Genomic DNA, 22007 nt, shown 5'->3' with positions numbered 1-22007 from the left:
GGAAAACACACCATGTACCGAGGGATGTTCCTGATCGGCAGCGCGCTGCTTCCCTGTCTTGCACATGCACAGAACAGTAGTGGCACCGCGGGGAAGGACACCGCACAGCGCATTGACGGCTACTACGAGCAGCGCCAGCCGTTGCAGCCGGAGCGCCCGGTGGTGGACCCGGTGCAGCCGGCGACTGCGCCGGCGGGGCAAAGCGGGCTGGCCGACGTCCGCGGCAGCTTCGTGCTCCGCGAGGTGCGTTTCAGTCCATCGGCGCTGCTGCCGAAGGCCACGCTCGATGCGATCGCCGCCCGCTACCAGGGGCGCGAGGTCCACCTGACCGAGCTGGAAACACTGGTGGCCGACGTCAATGCGGCTTACGAGGCCGCCGGGATCAGTACGGCACGCGCGCTTCTGCGCGAGCAGTCGATCAACGAAGGGCGCGTTGACGTCACCCTGCTGGAAGGCACGCTGGGTACGCTGGAGGTGACCGGGGAGGGCAAGGTGCCGGTGCGCTTTGTGGAACGGCGGGTGCGGCAGCCGGTAGGCGAAGTGGTGCGCAGCGATCGCCTGCGCGATGAACTGATCTACCTCAACCGCACCACCGATCTGCAGGTGCGCGCACTGATGCGGCCCGGCCAGGCCGCCGGCCAGACCGATATCGTGCTGCTGGCCGAGGTGCCGGACCGAAGCAACTGGGGCGTGTTCGTCGATAATTCCGGCGTAGAGACCACGGGCCGCGAGCGCTACGGTGCGCATGGCCAGTTCTGGGGCCTGGCGGGTATCAGTGACCTGCTGGCCGGCTCGGTGGCGTGGTCGCGCGGTGGCCTGGAAGGGCGCATCGGCTACTCCGGCATCGTCAACACGCGCAACGGCCGTGTCGGCGCCAGCGTGTCGCGCAGCCAGATCAACATCATCGACGGCGCATACCGGGCCCTGGACATCACTGGCGAGTCGACCAGCTATGGTCTGGACTTCACCCAGCCATGGGTGGCCACGCCGAACTGGCTGCTGTCCACCATCGCCAACGTCTCGCGCAGCAACGCCGTGTCCGATATCGGTGATGTGCGGGTGTCGGAGGTCGATTCGACCACGGTGACCCTGGGTGTCAGCACCGGCTACCGCAATGACGGCTACGACTGGACGTTCTATCAGGGCGTGTCGCGCATCCGTACCGATGAGACGCTGGCCGAGGGGCGTGCCTTCACGACCGCCAACGGATCCACCAGCTGGACACAGCGCATCGGCAGCAGCGGCCTGCTGTACCGGGCACAGTTGGGATGGCAGTTCACCAACGGCGATTTCCTGCCCTCAAGCAACCTGTTCCAGGTGGGCGGCATCGGCAGCGTGCGTGGCTATGTTCGCGGCACCCTCTCCGGGGTGAAAGGCTATTTCGGTAGCGTCGAACTGCACCGGCCCTATCGGCAGGCGCACGATGTCTACGTGTTCTTCGATCACGGCGAGGTGCGTGGCGACTATCCCACCTCGGCCAGCATCAGCAGCGTCGGCGTCGGCCTGAATGGACAGCTCGCCAAGCGCTACAGCTACAGCCTTGACCTTGGCCACCCATTGGACAAAGTGCTGCAGGACGATGACAGCCTGCGCGCCGACTTCCGGATCAGTGCACGCTGGTGAACGGCAGGGCCGGCGCTGCATGCTGAGAATGATTCGCATCAAAACCGTTCGCTGGCTATGATGCGGGTCCTTTCCGTTACGACCCCGAGCCCATCTTGAAGCGTGCCTTGCCAATCAGCCCCATGGGCCGCGTGTTCGCCACGGTCGCCTTCGTCGAAGCCCTGACGTGGGCCGGCCTGTTGATCGGCATGTACTTCAAGTACCGGGCGGCCGATCCGACCCCGGTCGGGGTCAAGATCTTCGGCCCGGTGCACGGTGTGGCCTTCATGGTCTACGTGGTTGTGTCGGTGCTCGCCGCGATCCGGCTGCGGTGGCCGTGGTGGGCCGCGCTGCTGGCGCTGGCCGCGGCGGTGCCACCGCTGGTGACGCTGCCGTTGGAGTGGTGGTTCAAGCGTCGTGGGCTGTTGTCGGCAGCGGTGCGATAACGCACGCGCAATGAGGTCTCTGCTCCTTGCGGGGGCCTCCTTGTTTCAGGCATCACCCAGCCCCCAACACCGCCAGGATCTGCTTCGGCGACTGGAACCCCGCCAGCCGCGCCGTTTCGTGACCGTCGCGCACCACCAGCAGCGTCGGCGTCTGCCGCAAGCCCAGTTCGCGGAACAATCCCTCGCCGACTGTTTCCAGCTTGACCTTCAACAGCGTCATCCCTGCATCCGCGATGGCGCCAGCGACACTGGCCAACGACATCTCCAGCATCCGGCACCCTGGGCAGTCGTCCTTGTGGAAATCCACCAGCAGGGCGGGGTGTTCGCGCACGGCGGCGTGGTAGTCCTCGGCGGTCTGGGCGTGCAGGGTCAGCATGTCGTAGGGCTCTCGGTACGGGCCAACACGCTGTCGGCCCAGTGGTGGATGGTGTGGGTGTCTTCGGCGCCGTGCGGCATCTGCTCGATCTCCAGCACCGGGTACGGGGAGCCGAAGAACCGCGCCAGCCGGTGGGCGGCGCCGCAGTAGTACTCCTCGCCCCATTGGGTCTCGCCGGTACCGAATACCGCCACCGGGAACGGCAGTGGCATGCCGAAGCGATCACGCAGCGCGGCCACGCAGTCCTTCATCTCCGCCGGGGTACGCCCGGCGTTGTCCGTCCAGGAACCGACCAGGCACAGGGCAGGCGGCTCTCCCGCCAGCGCCACGGCCGCGTCAACGGCATCCACGTCGACCCAGTGCACCCGGTACCCCAGTGCCTCGCAGCGCGCCCGGATCAACGTGGCCACCTCGCGGGTGTTGCCGCTCAGCGAGGCGAAGGCCAGCAGAATGTGCATCGCCATGCCTCCTTACAGGTCATCGAATCCGTTGTCCGCGTTGGTCTTCTTGTAACTGGCGTTGCGCATTTCGAAGAAGTCGGTCTTGGTCTCGGTGAAGTTGTCGGCGTAGGCCTTGATCCACGGCATCACGTTGACATTGGTCTCGCTGTACAGCTTCTCGATGCCGAGCATGCCGGCCATCTTGTTGGCGCGGTACTTCACGTAGCGGATCATCTCGTCCACGTCGATGCCGTCGATGCCATCGAGCACTTCGCCGGTCCAGCGCGTTTCCAGCTGGATGGCGTGCTCGAAGGCCTCATGCACGTAGGCGGTCAGCTGCTCGCCCTGCAGCGCCGGGTTCTCGCCGATGATGGCGCGGATGAGTTCGCTGATGAACTTGGTGTGGGCCAGCTCGTCGCGGTTGATGAAGCTGATGATCTTGCCGGTACCGGTCATGCGGTTCTGGCGGACCAGGTTGTAGAAGAACGCGAAGCCGGAGTAGAAGTTGATGCCTTCCAGGATCGAGGACTGGATCAGTGCGCGGATCAGCGTCTCGGCGGTCTTCTCGCGCATGAAGTCATGGTAGGACTGCATGATCGGCGCGTTGCGGGCCAGGATGGTCGGGTGCGTGCGGGCGATCTCGAACACCCGGTTCTGGTCGGCCAGCCCGGCGATGGAGGCGAGCACGTAGCTGTAGCTTTCGTTGTGGATCACTTCCTGCTGGCCGATGATCGCCGCATTGGCGTGCGCCGCCGGGTCGGTGATGTACTCGGCAACGTTGTAGATGAAGCGCGTCTGCGGCGAGTCCAGCGTGGCGAGCAGGCCGATGATCGAGTCGTAGGCGTTCTTCTCGCGCGCATTGAGCTCGCCGTACTGGCGCGCGTCGCCCTTCATGTCGACTTCGTCGGGAATCCAGAAGTTGGTCGAGAGCTCCTTGTACGCCCGGTAGAAGGACGGGTAGGGGATGTCGTTCCAGTTGAGGATGCCGCTGGTGCGGCCATTGATGATGCCGGTGGAGCGGTTGGGGTGGCGCGGTTCGAGGATCTTGATGCGTTCGAGGGGGATGGCCATCGGGGTGTGTCCTTGTTTCTCTTCGGGCAGTGCGAGTTGCCGGCCAACGGCCGGCACTACAGGTCAAGGGGCTGACGTGCGTCAGCTGCTGCACCATTCGCACTCGCTTATGTCGATATCGTTGGAGCGCACGTAGTAGGTCGTCTTCAGTCCCTCGCGCCAGGCACTCATGTGCAGCGCGAGCAGGGTGCTGGCGCGGATGGTGCTGGGCACGTACAGGTTGAAGCTGATCGACTGGTCCACGTGGCGCTGGCGGCGGGCGTTCTGGCGGATGCTGGCGAACTGGTCGACCCGGTAGGCGCCTTTCTCGTAGTACGGATAGGTCTCCAGCGACAGGCCCGGCGCAGCGACGGGGCGGCGGAAGTCCTTCTTCTCCTCGTAGTAGAAGGCGCCGTACACCGGATCGATCGAGGCCGTGGAGCCGGCGATCTGGGCGGTGCTCATGTTCGGTGCCACCGCCATCAGCCAGCCGTTGCGCAGCCCGTTGACGCCCACCTGCGCCGCCAGTTCACGCCAGGCCGGGCTGTCATAACCACGGGCGCGGAAGTACTCGCCGTTCTGCCAGTCGCTGCCGACGAAGGCGCTGTAGCGCCCCTTTTCCTTGGCCAGCGTCATACTGGCCTGGATGGTCAGGTAGTTGATGCGCTCGTAGAGGGTATCGGCGTACTCCTCGGCCTGGACTCCGTTCCACTCGATCTGCTGCAGGGCCAGCAGGTGATGCCAGCCGAACGTGCCCAGGCCGATCGCGCGGTACTTGCGGTTGGTGATGGTGGCCTGCGGCACCGGCAGCTGGTTGAGGTCGATCACGTTGTCCAGCATCCGCACCTGGATCGGCACCAGGCGCTCCAGCACGTCACTGGTGAGCAGGTCCGGTGCGGCCGTCACCGCGCGGCCCAGGTTGATCGAGGACAGGTTGCACACCACGAAATCGCCGGCCTGTTTTGTCGTCACGATCTGGTCGCCGCTGATCATCTCCTGGATCATGCGGGTGGGGCTCATGTTCTGCAGGATCTCCGTGCACAGGTTGCTGGAGTAGATGCTGCCGGCATGCTTGTTCGGGTTCTTCCGGTTCGCTTCATCCCGGTAGAACATGAAGGGATTGCCGGTCTCCAGCTGGCTCACCATGATCCGCTTGAACAGGTCGATGGCCTTGATGGTGCGCCGGCTGATCCGTTCGTCGGCCACGACCTCCTCGTACTTCTCGCGGAAGCTGCCCTGGCCGCGCTGCTCATCATGGAAGTCCTGCAGGTACCAGCCCTTGATCCGCTTCACCTCGTACGGGTCGAACAGATACCAGTCGCCACGGCGCTCCACCGCTTCCATGAACAGGTCGGGCAGGCACACCGAGGTGAACACATCGTGCGCGCGCAGGCGCTGGTCGCCGTTGTTCAGGCGTAGATCGAGGAAGGCCTCGATATCGCGATGCCAGACATCCAGGTACACCGCGATCGCGCCCTTGCGCTGGCCGAGCTGGTCCACGCTCACCGCGGTGTTGTTGAGCTGCTTGATCCACGGCACCACGCCGCCGGAGGAATTGGCCACCCCGCGGATCGAGGAACCGGCCGAGCGCACATAGCCCAGATAGGCGCCCACGCCGCCGCCGTGCTTGGAGACGCGCGCGACATCGGTGTTGGAGTCGTAGATGCCCTGCAGGCTGTCGTCCACCGTGTCGATGAAGCACGACGACAGCTGGCCGCCCACCTTGCCGGCATTGGCAAGCGTAGGCGTCGCCACGGTCATGTACAGGTTGGACAGCGCCCAGTAGGCCTCACGCACCAGCAGCATGCGCCGCCGCCGCGAGCGGTCGCCGTGCTCGTGTTCGTGCTGCATCAGGTACAGCGCAATGGTCAGCCAGCGCTCCTGCGGCAACTCGTAGACGGCGCGCGAGTGATCGGTGGCGAGGTAGCGGGTGGCCAGAAGGTACAGGCCGTTGTAGGCGAACAAGGTGTCGCGCTCGGGCTCGATCATCTGCCCGGCCTCGTCCAGTTCGTCCTTGGAATACGCCTTGAGGATGTCGATCGAGTAGACGTTGCGGTCGGCCAGGCTCTCCTGCAGCCCCACATACGAGCCGTACTTCAGCGTGGCATCGTAGAACCGGTTCTTGCTGGCGCGCTTGTACAGCCGCCGCAGGTAAAGGCGGGCGGCGAAGTGCTCCCAGTCCGGCGCGGTCAGGTCGATGCGCGATTCGGCCTCGCGGATCAGCAGGTCCACCATCTCATCGGCGCTGAGCTGCTGCCGCCGCGCGATCTGCCCCAGCACGCTGCGCAGGTAATCGGCCACGTCCAGCTGGGGGAACTCGGCATGCACGCTGTGCACCGTGCGCTGCAGCCGCGCCTGGTCGAACGGCATGCGTCGATTGCCGCCCTCCTTGGTGATCCACAGCGTGTCACTGCCGGGGGCCGCATCAACGGGGGTGTCCGTGGGCGGGGTGAGGGTCGAAGCGACGGTGTCGTCGGTGTTCATGCGTTCTCCATGCATGGCGCAGAGCCCGGCAGGCAGCGCGGCAGCGCCGTGCGGCAGCCGGACAGAAGGCGTGATTGGTGGGCAGGCCCTGCGTGTGCAGGAATACGTCGCCGCAGGCTCACATCGGTGGCGACGGGCCATGCTTCCAGGCGCCGGTCAGGTGGGCGCAACGGGGCGTCAAACAGCAACGCGGCGTTGCGACGATGCACCGGGCCTGGCGGAAGCGGGGAGCCGATGAGCACAACATAGTGGGGTTAAGGTGGATCGTCAACCGGATATGTAGTGCTTTTTTGTCGCAGGGGGGCTCTCCTGTACACATGAACATCCCATACAGATTGCACTATCAAACGCAAATGCGAGCCGTTATCATTTGATAGATCACATGGCGGTGATGCGTTCGCAACCGGATGGCGGAACCGCGCGCGTCAGCGCACCGCGTGGTTCAACTTCTTATTGGCTGTGGTGTTCAATGTCTTCACGTCCTGTCGTTTCCGGTTTGCCCGCCCTCGTTTCCGCCGCGCTGCTCGGCACCATGGCGATGATGGCGTTCGTGTCCGTGATCGGCCCGGTGGTGCGGGTGTTGGGCCTGGCCGAGTGGCACGCTGGCCTCTCGGTCACCGCGGCGGGTGTGTTGTGGATGCTGTCGGCACGTCGCTGGGGTGCACTCAGCGATCGCGTCGGGCGCAAGCGCGTGCTGCTGATCGCACTGGCGGCCTATGCCGTAATCTATGTAGCGCTGGCGGTGTTCGTGGATGTGGCGCTGACCTCGCCGCCGGCGGTCTGGATATCCGTGCTGGCACTGGTCGGCACGCGTGCCCTGGTCGGGCTGTTCTACGCCGCCGTCCCGCCAACCGCTGCGGCCATCATCGCCGACCAGGCCGCCCCGGGGCAGCGCGGCAGCGTGATGGCCAAGCTTGGCACGGCCAATGCGCTGGGCATGGTGCTGGGTCCGGCCGCTGCCGGTTGGATCGCCTACCAGAATCTCTCGCTCACGCTGTATGTCGCCGCGTTGCTGCCGCTGCTGTCGCTGTTGATGATCTGGTGGCGACTACCGAACACGCCGCCCGTCGCGCCGACGCACACCGGCCCCAAACCGACGCTGGGCCTGGGCGATGCGCGCCTGCGCCTGCCGTTGCTGGCGGTCTTCGCCGCGATGATCTCGGTGACCATCGCGCAGGTGACGGTCGGCTTCTTCGCGATTGACCGCCTGCAGCTCTCCCCGGCAGACGGCGCACGCATGGCCGGGCTGGCCCTGACCGCCGTCGGCGTCGGCCTGATCTTCGCGCAGGGCCTGGTGATGAAGCTCAAGGACATCCGCCCGACGCGCTGGATCCTGGTCGGCGCGCTGATCTCCGGGCTGGGCTTTGCGTCGGTCGCGCTGGTCAGCGTGCCGTGGCAGCTGCTGGCCGGTTATGCGATCGCCGCGTTCGGCATGGGGTTCGTGTTCCCCAATTTCCAGGCGCTGGCGGCCGATTCGGTGGAGGCGCACGAGCAGGGCGCTGCCGCAGGTACGGTCGCCTCGGTGCAGGGCATGGGCATGGTGGTCGGGCCGATGATCGGTACGCTGCTGTATCGGTGGTCGCCGAGCGCACCGTACCTGCTGGTGGGCGCGGTGCTGCTGATCCTGGCGCTCTCTGCCGCGCTGCATCGCGCGCGGGGTGCGGCATGAACGAGATGCTCGCCAGCGGCGTGGTCGATGCGCTGGCCGAGACCGCCACCGTTGATGCGGCCGACGCCCCGTACTTCCTGCTGCGCAGCCCGCAGCAGGCGATGGAAGCGCACGGTGTGCGTGCGCGGCTGCCGTCCGGTGCCACCGCCACCTTGGCCGAGCGCGTCGCCGCGTTCTTCGCCGCGCCGCGCTCCGGCCCGCGCCTGTTGGTGGGGGCGGTGCCGTTTGATCCCGAGCAGGGCGATGCGCTCTATCAGCCGGATCAAGTGACTGGCCACCCCACGGTGATCCACGTGGAAACACCGACGCTGGTCGGCGATGTGCTCGCCGAGCCATCCGCGGAGGCCTATGCAGAGGCGGTGGCGACCGCAGTCACGGAACTGCAGCGCACCGACAGCCCGTTGGAAAAAGTCGTGCTTGCACGCAGCCTGCGGGTCACCACCGCGCAGCCGCTGCATCCGCGCGTGCTGGCCGCGCGCCTGGGGAAAGACCCCAGCGTGGCGACTTACGTGGTGCCGGTACCCGCAGCGGGCGCCGCCGATCCGGCCTGGCTGGTCGGCGCCACCCCGGAGCTGCTGGTCTCCAAGCGCGGTGATCGTGTGCTCTCGCATCCACTGGCCGGCTCAGCGCGTCGTTCGGCCGATCCCGCCGAGGATGCACGCGCCGCGCAGACGCTGCTGGCGTCGGCCAAGGACCATGACGAGCACCGCCATGTGGTCGAGGCCATCGTGGCCGCGTTGGCCCCGCTGTGCCATCACGTCGAGGCACAGCCGCGCCCGACACTGCACGCCACCGCCACCATGTGGCATCTCGGGACCCGCATCCACGGCACGCTGAAGGATGCCTCGGTGTCCTCGGCCGCCCTGGTCGCGCTGCTGCATCCCACCCCGGCGGTCTGCGGCACGCCGCGTCCGCAGGCACTGGCGCTGATCCGTCAGGCCGAACCGGTCGCACGGGGCTTCTACGCCGGCGCCGTCGGCTGGACCGAGGCGCAGGGCGATGGTGACTGGTACGTGGCGATCCGCTGCGCACGCGTGCAGGGCACGCAGGTGCGCCTGTATGCCGGTGCCGGCATCGTCGCCGAGTCCCAACCCGATCTCGAGGTGGCCGAAACGGCTGCCAAGTTCATGGCCCTGCTGACCGCGCTCGGCGTCCATGACGTTCGTCCTTTCTGATGTGCGGGAGCTGTCCATGAACACATCCTTCTCTTCTTCCCGGGTGCCGCTGCGCCAGGTATGGCCGCCGGCCCTGGTCTCGCGCTATCGCGCGGCCGGCCATTGGCGCGGCGAGACCTTTCCGGGCTTCCTGCGCGAACGCGCCGAGCGCTTCGCCGGTGATATCGCGGTGGTCGGCGGCGATACGCGCCTCACCTATGCCCAGCTGTGGCAGGAGGCCGGTCGCATCGGCGCCGGCCTGCTCGCGCAGGGCTTGATCCCGGGTGACCGGGTGGTGGTGCAGCTCGGCAACGTGCCGGAATTCGTGACCGTGGTCTGCGGGTTGTTCCGCGCTGGTTTGATTCCCGTGTATGCATTGCCCGCGCATCGCCTCACCGAGGTTGCGCACTTCGCGCGCAAGGCCGAGGCCAATGCCTATATCGCTGCCTCCAGCTACGAGGGGTTCGATTACAGCACCCTTGCGCGCGAACTGCAGGCGCAGGTACCCGACGTGCAGCACGTCATCATCGCCGGTGACGCGGCCGGGTTCACCGCGCTGGCGGTGCTGGCGGGCGATCTCGAACAGCTGCCGCCGGATCCTGACCCGCAATCCGTTGCGTTCCTGCAGATCTCCGGGGGCAGCACCGGTCTGTCCAAGCTGATTCCGCGCACGCACGACGACTACCTGTATTCCTTCCGCGCCAGCAACGCGATCTGCGGCATCACCCAGGACAGCGTCTATCTGGTGGCGCTGCCTGCCGCGCACAACTTCCCGATGAGCTCGCCGGGGTTCTTCGGCACGCTGTACGCCGGTGGCCGCGTGGTGCTGAGCCCGGGCGCCGGCCCGGAGACCGCGTTCGGCCTGATCGCGCGCGAGCGGGTGACCTGTGTCGGCCTGGTACCGCCGCTGGCGCTGCTGTGGGCGCAGGCCGCCGCAACGACCACGCAGGACCTCTCCAGCCTGCAGGTGGTGCAGGTCGGCGGCGCCAAGCTGGTCCCGGAAGCCGCGCGCCGGGTGATCGCAGGGCTGGGCTGCACCCTGCAGCAGGTATTCGGCATGGCCGAGGGCCTGGTCAACTACACCCGCCTGCACGACAGCGAGGAGATCATCGTCTCCACCCAGGGCCGCCCGATCAGCGAAGACGACGAAGTGCTGGTGGTCGACGACCACGGCAACCCGGTTGCAGACGGTGAGACCGGCCATCTGCTTACCCGCGGCCCGTACACCATCTGCGGCTATCACAACGATCCCGCCGCGAACGCGCGCGCCTTCACCGAGGATGGCTTCTACCGCACTGGCGACAGGGTGCAGCGCCTCCCCGGTGGCTATCTGGTGGTGCAGGGCAGGGCCACCGACCACATCAACCGTGCGGGCGAGAAGATCTCGGCGGAGGAAATCGAAGACCATCTGCTGGCGCACCCGAGCGTGTTCGATGCGGCGGTGGTCTCCATTCCCGACGCCTACCTTGGCGAGCGCAGCTGCGCCTTCATCATTGCCCAGGGCGAGCCGACCAAGGCTGCCAGCCTCAAGGCCTGGGTGCGCAGCCGCGGCCTGGCCGCGTTCAAAGTGCCGGACCAGATCGTGTTCGTCGATGCCTTCGGCACCACGGCGGTCGGCAAGATCAGCCGCCGCGAGCTGCGTGCGCAGCTGCGCGAACGTTTCATGCAACAGACAGGAGAAACGCGCTGATGGCGCTGCCCAGGATCCAACCGTACCCGCTGCCGACCCACGCCGAACTGCCCACGCCGCGCGGCGCCTGGCAGCCCCGGACCGAGCGCCTGGCGCTGCTGGTGCATGACATGCAGCGCTACTTCCTGGCCGCCTTCGCGCCGGATGCCGCGCCGCTGGCACCGGCCGTGGCCAACATCGCCCGCCTGCTCGTGCATTGCCGCGCCCGTGGCATTCCGGTGTTCTACACCGCCCAGCGGGGCAACCAGGATCGCCGCGACCGTGGCCTGCAGGCCGATCTGTGGGGCCCGGGCATGTCCGCCACCGAGGACCACGAAGCCATCGTCGAGGCCGTGGCCCCGGCGCCAGGCGACCATGTGCTGGTCAAGCACCGTTACAGCGCGTTCCAGCGCAGCAATCTGGAGACGATGATGCGCGCCCGTGGCCGCGACCAGCTGCTGGTCACTGGCGTGTACGCGCACATCGGCTGCACGGCCACCGTCGCCGAGGGCTTCCAGCGCGACATCGAGAGCTTCATCGCCGCCGATGCCGTCGCCGACTTCTCGCGTGCCGATCATGACCTGGCCCTGCACTGGATCGCCCGTACCTGCGGCGTTGCGATGACCACCGATCACCTGCTGGAGACACTGGCATGACCGTACTTACCCTGGAGCGCATGCGCGCCGATGTCGCCGAGATGATCGGCGAAGCGCCCGAGGACATCAGCACCGATGAGAATCTGATGGACCTCGGGCTGGATTCGATGCGGGTGCTGGGACTGGTATTGGCGTGGGGCAACACCGGCATCGCACTGGAGTTCAGCCACCTGGCCGAGCACGCCACGCTGGGCGGCTGGTGGATGGTGGTGCAACGCCTGCAGGCACAGGCTGCGGCCAGCGCATGAATGCCCGTGCGGTGCCGGGTGCGGCCGAGCCCATCGTGCGCGGGCTGAGCGAGGCGCAGGCGGGGCTGTGGTATGCGCAGCGCCTGGCGCCGGACAATCCGGCGTTCAACACCGCCCATGCGGTGTGGATCGAGGGTGCGCTTGAGGTCGCTGCGTTCGTCCGCGCGGTCGATCAGGCCGCGCGCGAAGCCGACGCGCTGGCGCTGCGCATCGTCGAGAGCGCACAAGGTCTGCCCGAGCAGTGGGTTGACCCGCAGCACGCGCCGACCGTGCAGGTGGTGGATCTGCGCGATCAGCCGGACCCGGCCGCCGCCGCGTGCGAGGCAATGCGGCGTGACCGGCTCACCCCCGTCGATCCCGCCCGCGACCGGCTCAGTCAGCAGCGCCTGTTCCTGCTCGGCCCGGCGCGCAGCGTCTGGTATCTGCGTGTGCATCACCTGGCCACCGATGGCTACGGCATGGGTCTGCTCACCGAGCGGGTCTGCGCGCTGTATGCAGGCACCCCGCAACATGCCGCACTGGCACCACTGGCCCCCGCGCTTGATGAAGACACCGCCTACCGTGGCGGCGAGCGCCGCACGCGCGACGCAGCGTACTGGCATGAGCACATGGCCGACGCGCCGGCCGCCACCGGTCTGCAGGCCGGTCTCGCTGCCGCCGCGCCGGATGCCCTGCGCCACGTACACCCCGTTGATCCGGGCCTGCGCGAGCGTCTGCACCGTGCCGCGGCCGCGATCGGCCAGCCGTGGCCGGACCTGCTGACGGCGCTCGGCGCCGAGTACTGCCGCCGGATCAGCGGCGAAGCCGAGGCCATCATCGGCGTGCCCTTCATGGGCCGCCTCGGCAGCGTCTCGGCCCGTGTGCCGGCGATGGTGATGAACGTGTTGCCGCTTCGGGTCACGGCCGGCGAGGGCAGCGTGGACACCTTCGTGCGCGACGTCGCCCTGCGGCTGATGCGCGGCCGTCGCCACGGACGTTACCGAGGTGAACAACTGCGTCGCGATCTCGGCTTGATCGGTGGCCAGCGTCGCCTGCATGGCCCGCTGGTCAATGTGCAGCCGTTCTATCGGCCGCTGCAGCTGGACGGCGTGCACGCGACACTGGAGATTCTGTCCACCGGCCCGGTTGACGACGTGACGCTGGGCTTTCGTGGCGATGGCGCCGCCGTGCTCGATCTGGAGATCGAGGCCAACCCGGCGCTGTATACCCGCGCGCAGGTGCGGGCCCATGCCGCACGCCTGCTGCATTTCGTGTCGGCCGCACTGGACGTGCAGGCTGCCGGTGGCCCCATCGCCTCGGTGCCGTTGTGTACGCCGCAGGAGGCCCAGCGCTATCTCTACGAGGTCAACGCCACCGCACATCCGGTGCCCGAGGTCAGCCTCGCCGCGCTGATCACCGCTTGCATGGCGCGCACGCCCGACGCCGTGGCCGTGGTCTACGGCGCGCAGCAGCTGACCTTCGCCGAGCTGGAGCAACGCAGCCGGGCGCTGGCGCTGCACCTGCAGGCGCAGGGCACCGGCCGCGAGGCGAGGGTGGTCGTGGCACTGCCGCGCTCGCTTGAACTGGTCATCGCCCTGGTCGCCGTGCTGCGCGCGGGCGGCGCGTATCTGCCGGTGGATCTGGCCCACCCGGATGAGCGCCTGGCGCGGATCCTGCGCTCGGCCGGGCCGGTCTGCGTACTGGCGCTGGAGCAGGACCGCCACCGGTTCCCCGGGATGACCGTGCTCCCGCCGACGCAGTGGCCGCACGCCAGTGACGGCGCCCTCGGCACCGTGCCGCAGCCGGACGATGCCGCCTACGTCATCTACACCTCCGGCTCCACGGGCGAGCCCAAGGGTGTGCTGATCGAGCACCGCGCCATCGTCAATCGCCTGGAATGGATGCGCACGCATTACGGTATCCAGCCGGACGATTGCATCCTGCAGAAAACCCCGTCCACCTTCGATGTCTCGGTCTGGGAGTTCTTCCTGCCCTTGATCAGCGGCGCCACTCTGGTGGTCGCACCGCCCGAGGCGCACCGCGATCCGCTCGCCCTGGCCGCGTTGATCCGCGAGCACTCGATCACCACGCTGCATTTCGTGCCGTCGATGCTGGCCGCGTTCCTGGCCGCGCCAGCGGCCCGTGGGCTGCAACTGCGCCGGGTCTTCACCAGTGGCGAAGCGCTGGATGCCGCCTTGCGCGACCGCTTCCATGCCACGATCCAGGCCGAGCTGCACAATCTGTATGGGCCGACCGAAGCTGCCGTGGATGTGAGCTGGTGGCCGGCCAACCGCGACGACGCCTCCCAGCCCGTGCCGATCGGTTTCCCGGTCTGGAATACGCAGCTGTACGTACTTGATGCGCGGATGCAGCCGCTGCCACCCGGTGTCGCAGGAGATCTGTACCTGGGCGGCGTGCAGCTGGCGCGCGGCTACCTCGGCCGCGACGACCTCACCGCCGAGCGCTTCCTGGCCGATCCCTTCGTGCCCGGCAACCGCCTGTATCGCACCGGCGATGTGGCGCGCTGGCGTGAGGATGGGGCGGTGGAATACCTCGGTCGCAACGATCATCAGATCAAGCTGCGCGGCCTGCGCATCGAACTTGGCGAGATCGACGCCGCCCTGCGCACGGCACCCGGCGTCAGCCGGGCCGACGTCCTGCTGCGCGAAGATCGCCCCGGCGAGCCGCGGCTGGTGGCCTACCTCAATGCGGGCAGCCCGCAGGCGGATGAGCTGCGCACCCACCTGGCCACCCGCCTGCCGGATTACATGGTGCCCAGCGCATTCGTTGTACTGGAGCACTGGCCGGTCACCGCCAACGGCAAGCTGGATCGTGCCGCGCTGCCCGCCCCGGCGCAGCGTGTATCCGAGGGTGTGGCGCCGCGCACCGGCACCGAACAGGCGCTGGCGCAGCTGTTCGCCGAGACCCTGGGGCTGGGCAGGGCGGTCGGTGCCGACGCCGACTTTTTCGCCCTGGGCGGTGACTCGCTCGGCGCCGTGCACCTGCTGCTGGCGATCCAGCAGCGCTGGCGCTGCGATCTAGGCCTCGGCGCGGTGTTCGCTGCCCCCACGGTTGCGGCGCTGGCCGCCCGTATCGACGCACCGCCAGCGGCTACCGATCACGGGCTGGCGCCGATGATCCAGCTGGCCGCGGGTGACCCGGCGCTGGCGCCGCTGTTCGTGATCCACCCGGCCGGTGGTATCGCCTGGAATTATCGTGACCTGGCCCGGGCGCTCGCCCCGGCCCGCGAGGTGCAGGGCCTGCAGTCGCCCGTGCTTGATCCTGCCCAGCCACTGCCGGCCAGCATCGAGGCACTGGCGGCCAGCTATGCCGAGCGCATCCTCGCGCTGGGCCGGCCCGGCCCGGTGCATCTGCTTGGCTGGTCGGTCGGCGGCATCCTTGCCCAGGCGATGGCGGTGCACCTGCGCGCGCTCGGCCACGAGGTCGGGGTACTGGCGCTGCTGGATGCCTATCCCAGCGAGTGCTGGCGTGCCGAACCCGAGCCGGACCCGATCGCCGCGCTGCGCGCCCTGCTGGCCATCGCCGGCCATGACCCGGAGGCGCATCCCGAGCTGGACAGCCGTGAGCGGATCCTGGCGTTCCTGCGCCGGGGCGACAGCGCGCTGGGCAACCTCCCCGATGTGGTCCTCGATGGCGTGGTGCGTGCGGTCACCGGCACCAACCGGCTGATCCGCGCCCATCACCACACACGTTACGACGGTCCGCTGCTGCACGTCCGTGCCGGCCGCGACCATCTCGACCGCCCGCAGCTGCAATCGGCCCTGTGGCAGGCGCATGCCGCCAGCGTCGAAGCGATTGAACTTCCTTTCCTGCACGCTGAACTCACCGGCCGCGATGCCGTGGCGCAGATCGCGCCATGGCTCGATGCGCAGCTTCAGCGCTCTGAAACGATCAGGACACCCGCATGAAACTCACCGGATTCGACGGCACCATCGCCTTGGTCACTGGCGCGGGCGGCGGCATTGGCGCGGCACTGGCCGAGCACCTTCACGACAGCGGCTGCACCGTGATCGCGACGGATCTTGAGGCCCCCGTGTTCGCCGCGCGGGCAGGGCAGCCGCGCATCCACGCCTGCGCGCTCGACGTGAGTGATCCAGTTGCGGTGGAGGCACTGGTTACCTGGATCGAAGCCAGGATCGGTGCGATCGGCTTTGCCATCAATGTGGCCGGTGTCCTGCAGACCGGTACGGTCGTGGAGACGGATGACGCGCAATGGCGCCGCGTCTTCGCGGTCAATACCGATGGCGTGTTCCACGTCTCGCGTGCCGTCGCACGGGTGATGTCGCCGCGGCGGAAAGGCGCCATCGTCACGGTCAGCTCCAATGCCGCGGGCGTACCCCGGCACGGCATGGCCGCCTATGCCGCATCCAAAGCGGCCGCGACCATGTTTACCCGTTGCCTCGGCCTGGAACTGGCACCGCTCGGCATCCGCTGCAACATCGTGGCGCCCGGCTCAACCCTGACCCCGATGCAGACCGGGATGTGGGCCGGACCCGAGGGCGAGCAGCGCGTGATTGAAGGGAGTTTGGAAACATACAAGGTAGGCATTCCCCTGCAGAAAATCGCTCGCCCGAATGACATCGTGTACGGGGTCATGTTTCTTCTCTCCGACCAGGCCGGTCATATCGCGATGAGCGATCTCTACGTCGACGGTGGCGCAACGCTGCGCGGTTGAACGGCGGCCAGAACGGAACTACGCCGCAGATTCACGTTTATGCAAGTTGATTCATAGTTTGGGGTGCAGCGCTTCGCCTAAGGTTCACCCGAAACAATCACAACGGCCTGCCGCGTTCCTGCCGGCAGGCCGTTGAGCGAGAGTTTCAGAACGTATTCGTCATCGCCCAGTGTGGCGAGGCCATGCGCCGTGCGCGTGTAACTTCAATTCACGGGCTCTTGCATGAAAAACATACTGATTGCGGACGATCATCCAGTGGTACGCGTGGGCCTCCAGTGCCTGCTCGCCCGGCACCCCGGGGTACGGGTCATCGGCGAAGCAGCGGATCCCGGGCAACTCGAAGCCCTGCTGGCGGAAAAGACGTGCGACCTGGTCATCACCGACCTGTCCATGCCGTGGGGTGGTCGCCCCGATGGCGTGCGCATGCTGGAGAGCATCCGCCGTGATCACGGCCATGTGCGCTTGATCGTCGTCACCTCCTTCGCCAACCTGCAGGTGCTTCGAGCGGTGGTGCGGCTGGGCGTGGAGGGCATCCTGGAGAAAACCGGCGGCCTGTCCGACCTGCTGGCCGCAGTGGACTGCGTCCTCGGCGGCCGTAGCTATTTCTCCGGCGATCTTGCCCAACGCTTGCGCTCCGGTCGCAACCGCACCGGGCCCAGCTCGCGCGAGAGCGAAGTCATCCGGCTGCTCGCGCACGGGCTGAGTGTCAAGGAAATCGCCGATGTGCACCGGCGAACGATCAGTACCATCAGCCGCCAGAAAGGCGCGGCGATGCGTCGGCTGGGCCTGCGCTCGGACTATGAGCTGCTCGACTACGCAAAGTCCATTGGATTGTCTCCCGGCGGGCAGTGAGCCGCTGTTGTGGCAGCAGGTGTGCATCCGGAATGCCGCTGATGAGACCCGGCGACACTGTCGATCTGCGGGCGATCGGCGCACGCGGTTGCACCCATTTTTCCAGTCGATCGTCCAATGCTGCACGCATTCCATTTTTGTCAAGTTGTTGCATGGTGCAACGCAGCTTGCATCTTTACTGTTGCGTCCTGTCCGCAGGCGCCGACGTTCGGCCTCCCTTGCCTGCGGTCAGTCTCATTACTTATTACGCAAGGAAAGATCGCAATGACTCTGCTCAGGAAGCTGTCCCTGGCCGCCGCGCTGGCCACCGTCTCGCTGTCGGCCAACGCCGCCGAATCCCACATCAAGGTCTACACCAATGTGGACACCACGCTGGCGCTGATGAAGGCTGACGGCAGCGCCTTGCCGGACCTGATCACCCTTGCCCATATTCCGGGGCAGGGCTTGAACGCCCACACCGAACGTGTGCGTATTTACACCAACGATGAAGACAAGGACATCGCAGTCCGCCTGACCGCGGATCCGTCGCTGGTGCTGCGGAGCGGCGGCGGCACGCCCATCCCGCTGGCAGTCAGCCTCAACAAGAAGCGCCTGACGGTTGCCGCACAGGACTTCCTCGCCTCGGATATCTACGACGGCGCGCTGCCGGGGGCCTCGGTGGTGATGGATCTGCAGATCGGCCAGGCCACCCGTGCGCCGATCACCGTGGCAGGCGAGTACGAGGGCATTGTCAGCATCGCCATGGTGCAGAAGACCGGCACCCCGTAACACCCTGCGCCGGCCCGGCACCCGGGCCGGCCGCTTCAGGTAGTAACCCCCATGAAAGCTCACGCACCCGCCATCACCCGGCTGGCGATCGCGCTTGCCTTGTCATTGGCCACCCCGCTGGCCACGGCACGTGGCGTTCCAGTCGGTTTCGAGGAACTGGCCGAAGGCCAGATCGAACAACTCGACGTACGTCTGTTCGGCCTTTCAGCCGGACTGTCGCCCGTGCGCGTGACCCTGGAGCACGTGCAGCTGGAGGATCCGGCACAGGTGCTGCAGGCGCTGGAGCTTTCCCCCGAGGCGCAGGCGGCGTTGCTGCCCGCGCTGTCGCAGCCGTTGCCGCGCAACAGCCATCTCGCCTGCCGCTATGGCGGGGGCAGTGCGGGCTGTGGCTATCTCGATCCCCCCGAGGACTCCAACACCGTGCGTGCCCTGTATGACGAAGGCGAGGGCGCCGTGCGCCTGTTCGTCGCCCGCCAGTGGATCGCGGCCGAGCCGGCCGCCGAGCGCTTCCATCAGGTCAGCACCAACGCCGAGAACGCGTTCCTGCACCAGCAGACCCTCAATTTCAGTGGCGGCCGCGGCTACCAGGCACTGACCGCCCAAGGCGCGGGTGCGCTGGGCGTGCTGCAGCGTGGCCACATTGCCGTGGACTGGAACTTCAACAGCCAGCAGTACCGCGGTGGCCGCCGCCACGATGATTTCCAGTTCGACAGCGCCTATTACCGCCATGACCTGGGCCAGCAGCATTATCTGCAGGCCGGGCGCATGGACCGCCGGAACCTGTCCAGCCCGCAGGGCGGCACTTTCAGTTTCAGCATGCTGCCGATGGATCGCTTCGCCGGCCTGCGCGTGGGTACCACCCAGGCCTACGTGGATGCCGATGCCGCCGTGCAGGCGCTGCCACTGACCGTGCTGCTGGCGCGCGATGCACGGGTGGACGCCTTCGATGGCGAGCGCCTGCTGCAGACCTTTTACCTGCCGGCCGGCATCAACCAGCTCGACACCCGCCGGTTCCCGTTCGGCAACTACACCGTCACCCTGCGCGTCTACGAAGATGGCCAGCTGGTGCGCAGCGAGGACGCGCCGTTCGATAAGGGCGGCGACTGGACCGACAGCAGCGTGCAGTGGTTCCTGCAGGGCGGCCGCCGCAACGAGCGCCGCAGCGACCGCTTCGACGGCGAGATGGCCGCCATGGCCGGCCTGCGCGTGCCACTGGGCCGCGCCACGGCGGTCACCGCGGGCGTCGCCGACCTCGGCGGCTTCAGCTATGGCGAACTGCGTGTGGACCTGCGCCATGCCTTCGACACCCAGGATATCCGTGCCACCTTCAGCGGCCTGCTGGGCAGTGATGGCAGCAGCGGCCAGCAGCATCAGGTGTCCTATCGCCGCCACGCCTCGTGGAATCTCTATCAGCAGCGGGTACGCGGCAAGGCCTGTGTGTTCGAGGATGATGCGCGCGACCGCCTGGGCTGCGCCGATTCGCTGAGCGCATCGGTTGCGCTGCCGGTTGCCGGTGGCAGCGCCTACATGGCCTATACCCGCCGCCAGACCTGGGGCCGTGGCTCGCTGCTGCCGGGCGACATCGACGATCCGATGGCCGGGCTCGACCCGCTGCTGCCCCCGTGGCAGCAGCGCTACACGCGCGAGCCGCAGCTCAGCCGCACCTGGCAGGCCAGCTACAGCCGCGTGCAGCGCTGGCAGGAGTTCAGCGTGTCCACCCGGCTCGGCCTGTGGCAGCAGGATACGCGCAGCAGCCTGCGTGTCGGTCGCGACCGCGGCATCTACCTCAACGTCAGCCTGACCCGGCTGCAACGCGGCAACCGGGGTAGTTCGCAACGCCGCTATGGCATCGACTACCGGCAGCCGCAGCACCTGCGGCCGGACATCAACTACAGCGCCGGCCAGACCGTGCGCCAGGAAGTGGATACGCAATACCGTGAGGCCTCGCTGGATGTGCGCGGCAACAACAACGACCGCTACAGCGCCGCGCTCAGTGCCCAGCTGCAGAACAGCATCGGCCACACCGGCGCCACCTTGGCGCACTACCAGCAGCGCGGCGGCAACGAGATGGCCTACAGCGCCACGCACAGCTCCGGGCTGGCGCTGGGCCGCCGTGGCTTCTACTGGGGCGGCGGCCTGGGCGCCGAGGCCGGCCTGGCCGTACAGGTGGATGACACCGACGACCTGGAACTGACCGGCGTGGCCGCCGAGCTGCAGGTGGGCGGATTGCGCCGGCAGCGCCTGGCGCTGGGCGAGCGCCGCCTGCTGCCGCTGCCGGCCTACCAGACCCACCGTGCCGAAGTGCAGGATGCCAGCGCGCTGACCAGCGATGCCGCCATCCGCGTGACCGGGGTGGGCGGCGCACGGCCGTTGTTCCTCTCTCCCGGCCGGCTGGTGCAGGTGCCGGTACCGATCGAGGTGACCTACACCTTCATCGGCAGCGCCCGCGACATCGCCGGCGCGCCACTGCGCGGCGCCCGCATCCTCAACGCGCCGGTGCCCGGTACCGGCGCCAACGGCGGCTTCGTCGCCGATTTCCCGCGCCGCGAACGCACGCTGTACCTGCTGCAGGACGACAGCCTGCTGCAGTGCCCGCTGGAGGTTCGCGAGCGCCGCAATGTCGTGATGCTGGTGGGCCAGGTGGAGTGCGCGCCATTGAGCGTGGCCCAGCTGCCCGCCGATATCCGCCAGCAGGCACGGGTCACCCGCCTGCTGCAGGAACAGGCGCTGATCGCCGCCGTGCCGCAGACCGCCGCCGCTGGAGGTACGCCATGAACCGGCGTGGCGTATGGGCGGTGATGCTGGTGCTGGCGTTGCTGCTGGTGATGCCGAAGGCGTGGGGGCAGCGGCCGCCGGAAACCCATCCGGTGAGTGCCACGCAGAACATCGTGATGACGTGGGATCGCTCGGCGATGCCTGGGGACATGTCGATCTGGCTTCCGGAATTCGTTCTCGGTTACAGCGTGGATAGGTCACTGAAGTACGGACAACTTCATCTCACATGCGCGTCGTCCAGCGACTCCGCCACGGGTGCGTGCCCTACAAGCGGGATATCCGCCATTGGCGACGGCGCAGGGCTCATCTCCGTTCAAGCGCGGGAACGGCGCTCGGGCATGACCACGAACATAAGCGTGCGCGGGTGGATTAATCGCGCGATGGATACGCGTGTATGCGGAACGTACTGGCTTTCACCCATTCGTCCGCCTTGGATAGCAGTGGGAGATGCCTGCGGGGGCGACCCCACAGTTGGAACACGCGTTGGTTTGGTCTTGCCGGAGAACGAGCTTTCTCGGCTGGTGGCTGGTCACTGGGACGCCGTTTTAGTGATGACCTTGCATGACGAACCTGATGGGGGTTCAGTCGCGACCTATCGCTTTAACTTCGACTTCACTATCACTGATCGAAACGCCGTCTCGATCTACTTCCCCGCATTTCACAACGTTAGTCCGCTGGTACAGCTCAACGCTGCCTATGATCCCATCGGGCAGACCGTGGGTGGACGCACGGTGCTGGAGATGTGCCTGTACGACGGTCTCGGTTCACAGGCGCAGTATCTCGGCGTGACGGTTCGCGATCGTGGCGGGCATCCCCCTGGTCCCAGCGGCTACTCGCTCTGGCACACCGATGGCGGTACCGACGACACGCGGCGCCTGGACTACACCGTCAGCCTCGCCCATAGCGGCGCGACGGTGCGGATGCCCAACGGCGTGGAACAGCAACTGCACGGCATCGACAGCGCCCAGCTGCGGCTGGTGATCCTGCCGGGCATGAGCCAGCCGGTGTTCTGTGTGCCCACGCCGATCACCTTCGATATTCCCCGCGTCCCCATTTCCGCCCAGCAGGCCGGCACTTATTTCGGCGAGCTGCAGGTGGAGCTGCGTGTGCCCACCACCACCCCCTGATCCCCCCAGGAAGCCG

Annotated in this window: 16 protein-coding genes and 1 pseudogene; 13 read left to right on the top strand and 4 right to left on the bottom strand. The window is 67.4% G+C overall.

What is annotated here, in order from left to right; all coding sequences use genetic code 11:
* Positions 1-12: 12 nt before the first annotated feature.
* Positions 13-1623 carry a ShlB/FhaC/HecB family hemolysin secretion/activation protein gene (locus ABE546_RS01725; protein WP_346462465.1) on the top strand — a complete coding sequence of 537 codons (1611 nt, stop codon included), beginning with the start codon at positions 13-15 and terminating at the stop codon, positions 1621-1623.
* A gap of 113 nt (positions 1624-1736) precedes the next feature.
* The gene (locus ABE546_RS01720) at positions 1737-2048 is read left to right on the top strand and encodes a DUF3817 domain-containing protein (RefSeq protein ID WP_346462699.1); all 312 of its coding nucleotides are present in this window, start codon (positions 1737-1739) and stop codon (positions 2046-2048) included.
* 52 nt (positions 2049-2100) lie between these two features.
* Here ABE546_RS01720 and ABE546_RS01715 read toward each other — a convergent pair whose 3' ends face one another.
* From ABE546_RS01715 to ABE546_RS01700, 4 genes and pseudogenes are all read right to left on the bottom strand, one after another.
* The gene (locus tag ABE546_RS01715; RefSeq protein WP_313211947.1) at positions 2101-2424 is read right to left on the bottom strand and encodes a thioredoxin family protein; all 324 of its coding nucleotides are present in this window, start codon (positions 2422-2424) and stop codon (positions 2101-2103) included.
* On the bottom strand, positions 2418-2882 hold the full coding sequence (locus ABE546_RS01710; protein ID WP_313211946.1) for a flavodoxin: 465 nt from the start codon (positions 2880-2882) through the stop codon (positions 2418-2420). The genes ABE546_RS01715 and ABE546_RS01710 overlap by 7 nt, the downstream gene beginning before the upstream one ends.
* A 12-nt stretch (positions 2883-2894) precedes the next feature.
* On the bottom strand, positions 2895-3935 hold the full coding sequence (locus ABE546_RS01705) for a ribonucleotide-diphosphate reductase subunit beta (RefSeq protein ID WP_313211945.1): 1041 nt from the start codon (positions 3933-3935) through the stop codon (positions 2895-2897).
* Positions 3936-4016: 81 nt separating this feature from the next.
* Positions 4017-6320: pseudogene (locus ABE546_RS01700) on the bottom strand (ribonucleoside-diphosphate reductase subunit alpha); the annotation flags it as partial.
* Positions 6321-6867: 547 nt separating this feature from the next.
* Between ABE546_RS01700 and ABE546_RS01695 the strand changes: the two are divergent.
* From ABE546_RS01695 to ABE546_RS01645, 11 genes are all read left to right on the top strand, one after another.
* Positions 6868-8067 carry an MFS transporter gene (locus tag ABE546_RS01695; RefSeq protein WP_313211944.1) on the top strand — a complete coding sequence of 400 codons (1200 nt, stop codon included), beginning with the start codon at positions 6868-6870 and terminating at the stop codon, positions 8065-8067.
* The gene (locus ABE546_RS01690; RefSeq protein ID WP_313211943.1) at positions 8064-9242 is read left to right on the top strand and encodes an isochorismate synthase; all 1179 of its coding nucleotides are present in this window, start codon (positions 8064-8066) and stop codon (positions 9240-9242) included. Before ABE546_RS01695 ends, ABE546_RS01690 begins: the two co-directional genes overlap by 4 nt.
* 16 nt (positions 9243-9258) lie before the next feature.
* Positions 9259-10911, top strand: coding sequence for an AMP-binding protein (locus ABE546_RS01685; RefSeq protein WP_346462463.1), 1653 nt, complete (start codon positions 9259-9261; stop codon positions 10909-10911).
* Complete coding sequence (locus tag ABE546_RS01680; protein WP_313212179.1) at positions 10911-11546, top strand: isochorismatase family protein; 636 nt, start codon at positions 10911-10913, stop codon at positions 11544-11546. The genes ABE546_RS01685 and ABE546_RS01680 overlap by 1 nt, the downstream gene beginning before the upstream one ends.
* Entirely contained in the window at positions 11543-11794 is a 252-nt protein-coding gene (locus ABE546_RS01675) for a phosphopantetheine-binding protein (protein WP_313212178.1), read from the top strand. Before ABE546_RS01680 ends, ABE546_RS01675 begins: the two co-directional genes overlap by 4 nt.
* On the top strand, positions 11791-15702 hold the full coding sequence (locus ABE546_RS01670) for an amino acid adenylation domain-containing protein (protein ID WP_346462461.1): 3912 nt from the start codon (positions 11791-11793) through the stop codon (positions 15700-15702). The genes ABE546_RS01675 and ABE546_RS01670 overlap by 4 nt, the downstream gene beginning before the upstream one ends.
* Positions 15699-16469: a 2,3-dihydro-2,3-dihydroxybenzoate dehydrogenase gene (locus tag ABE546_RS01665; RefSeq protein WP_313212176.1), complete on the top strand. Its 771-nt coding sequence runs from the start codon at positions 15699-15701 to the stop codon at positions 16467-16469. The genes ABE546_RS01670 and ABE546_RS01665 overlap by 4 nt, the downstream gene beginning before the upstream one ends.
* A 222-nt stretch (positions 16470-16691) precedes the next feature.
* Positions 16692-17321 (top strand): response regulator transcription factor, encoded by a 630-nt coding sequence (locus ABE546_RS01660; RefSeq protein WP_313212175.1) that lies wholly within the window; start codon positions 16692-16694, stop codon positions 17319-17321.
* A gap of 264 nt (positions 17322-17585) precedes the next feature.
* Positions 17586-18089, top strand: coding sequence for a CS1 type fimbrial major subunit (locus ABE546_RS01655; RefSeq protein WP_070425221.1), 504 nt, complete (start codon positions 17586-17588; stop codon positions 18087-18089).
* Between the two features lie 51 nt (positions 18090-18140).
* Positions 18141-20864, top strand: a complete 2724-nt coding sequence (locus tag ABE546_RS01650) for a TcfC E-set like domain-containing protein (protein WP_346462459.1) — start codon at positions 18141-18143, stop codon at positions 20862-20864.
* A complete protein-coding gene (locus ABE546_RS01645; RefSeq protein ID WP_313212172.1) occupies positions 20861-21991 on the top strand; it encodes a CfaE/CblD family pilus tip adhesin in 1131 nt (376 codons plus the stop codon). The genes ABE546_RS01650 and ABE546_RS01645 overlap by 4 nt, the downstream gene beginning before the upstream one ends.
* The last annotated feature ends 16 nt before the right edge of the window (positions 21992-22007 follow it).

This window comes from Stenotrophomonas sp. TWI377 (genome assembly GCF_039674525.1).
Classification (GTDB): Bacteria; Pseudomonadota; Gammaproteobacteria; order Xanthomonadales; family Xanthomonadaceae; genus Stenotrophomonas.
This window is presented reverse-complemented; position numbering and strand designations above follow the sequence as displayed.

Bases quoted from the DNA above. Each gene is read 5' to 3' on its own strand.
- ABE546_RS01725 (WP_346462465.1), top strand. From the start codon at position 13: ATGTACCGAGGGATGTTCCTGATCGGCAGCGCGCTGCTTCCCTGTCTT.
- ABE546_RS01715 (WP_313211947.1), bottom strand. From the start codon at position 2,424: ATGCTGACCCTGCACGCCCAGACCGCCGAGGACTACCACGCCGCCGTG.
- ABE546_RS01710 (WP_313211946.1), bottom strand. From the start codon at position 2,882: ATGCACATTCTGCTGGCCTTCGCCTCGCTGAGCGGCAACACCCGCGAG.
- ABE546_RS01705 (WP_313211945.1), bottom strand. From the start codon at position 3,935: ATGGCCATCCCCCTCGAACGCATCAAGATCCTCGAACCGCGCCACCCC.
- ABE546_RS01695 (WP_313211944.1), top strand. From the start codon at position 6,868: ATGTCTTCACGTCCTGTCGTTTCCGGTTTGCCCGCCCTCGTTTCCGCC.
- ABE546_RS01690 (WP_313211943.1), top strand. From the start codon at position 8,064: ATGAACGAGATGCTCGCCAGCGGCGTGGTCGATGCGCTGGCCGAGACC.
- ABE546_RS01685 (WP_346462463.1), top strand. From the start codon at position 9,259: ATGAACACATCCTTCTCTTCTTCCCGGGTGCCGCTGCGCCAGGTATGG.
- ABE546_RS01680 (WP_313212179.1), top strand. From the start codon at position 10,911: ATGGCGCTGCCCAGGATCCAACCGTACCCGCTGCCGACCCACGCCGAA.
- ABE546_RS01675 (WP_313212178.1), top strand. From the start codon at position 11,543: ATGACCGTACTTACCCTGGAGCGCATGCGCGCCGATGTCGCCGAGATG.
- ABE546_RS01670 (WP_346462461.1), top strand. From the start codon at position 11,791: ATGAATGCCCGTGCGGTGCCGGGTGCGGCCGAGCCCATCGTGCGCGGG.
- ABE546_RS01665 (WP_313212176.1), top strand. From the start codon at position 15,699: ATGAAACTCACCGGATTCGACGGCACCATCGCCTTGGTCACTGGCGCG.
- ABE546_RS01660 (WP_313212175.1), top strand. From the start codon at position 16,692: ATGAAAAACATACTGATTGCGGACGATCATCCAGTGGTACGCGTGGGC.
- ABE546_RS01655 (WP_070425221.1), top strand. From the start codon at position 17,586: ATGACTCTGCTCAGGAAGCTGTCCCTGGCCGCCGCGCTGGCCACCGTC.
- ABE546_RS01650 (WP_346462459.1), top strand. From the start codon at position 18,141: ATGAAAGCTCACGCACCCGCCATCACCCGGCTGGCGATCGCGCTTGCC.
- ABE546_RS01645 (WP_313212172.1), top strand. From the start codon at position 20,861: ATGAACCGGCGTGGCGTATGGGCGGTGATGCTGGTGCTGGCGTTGCTG.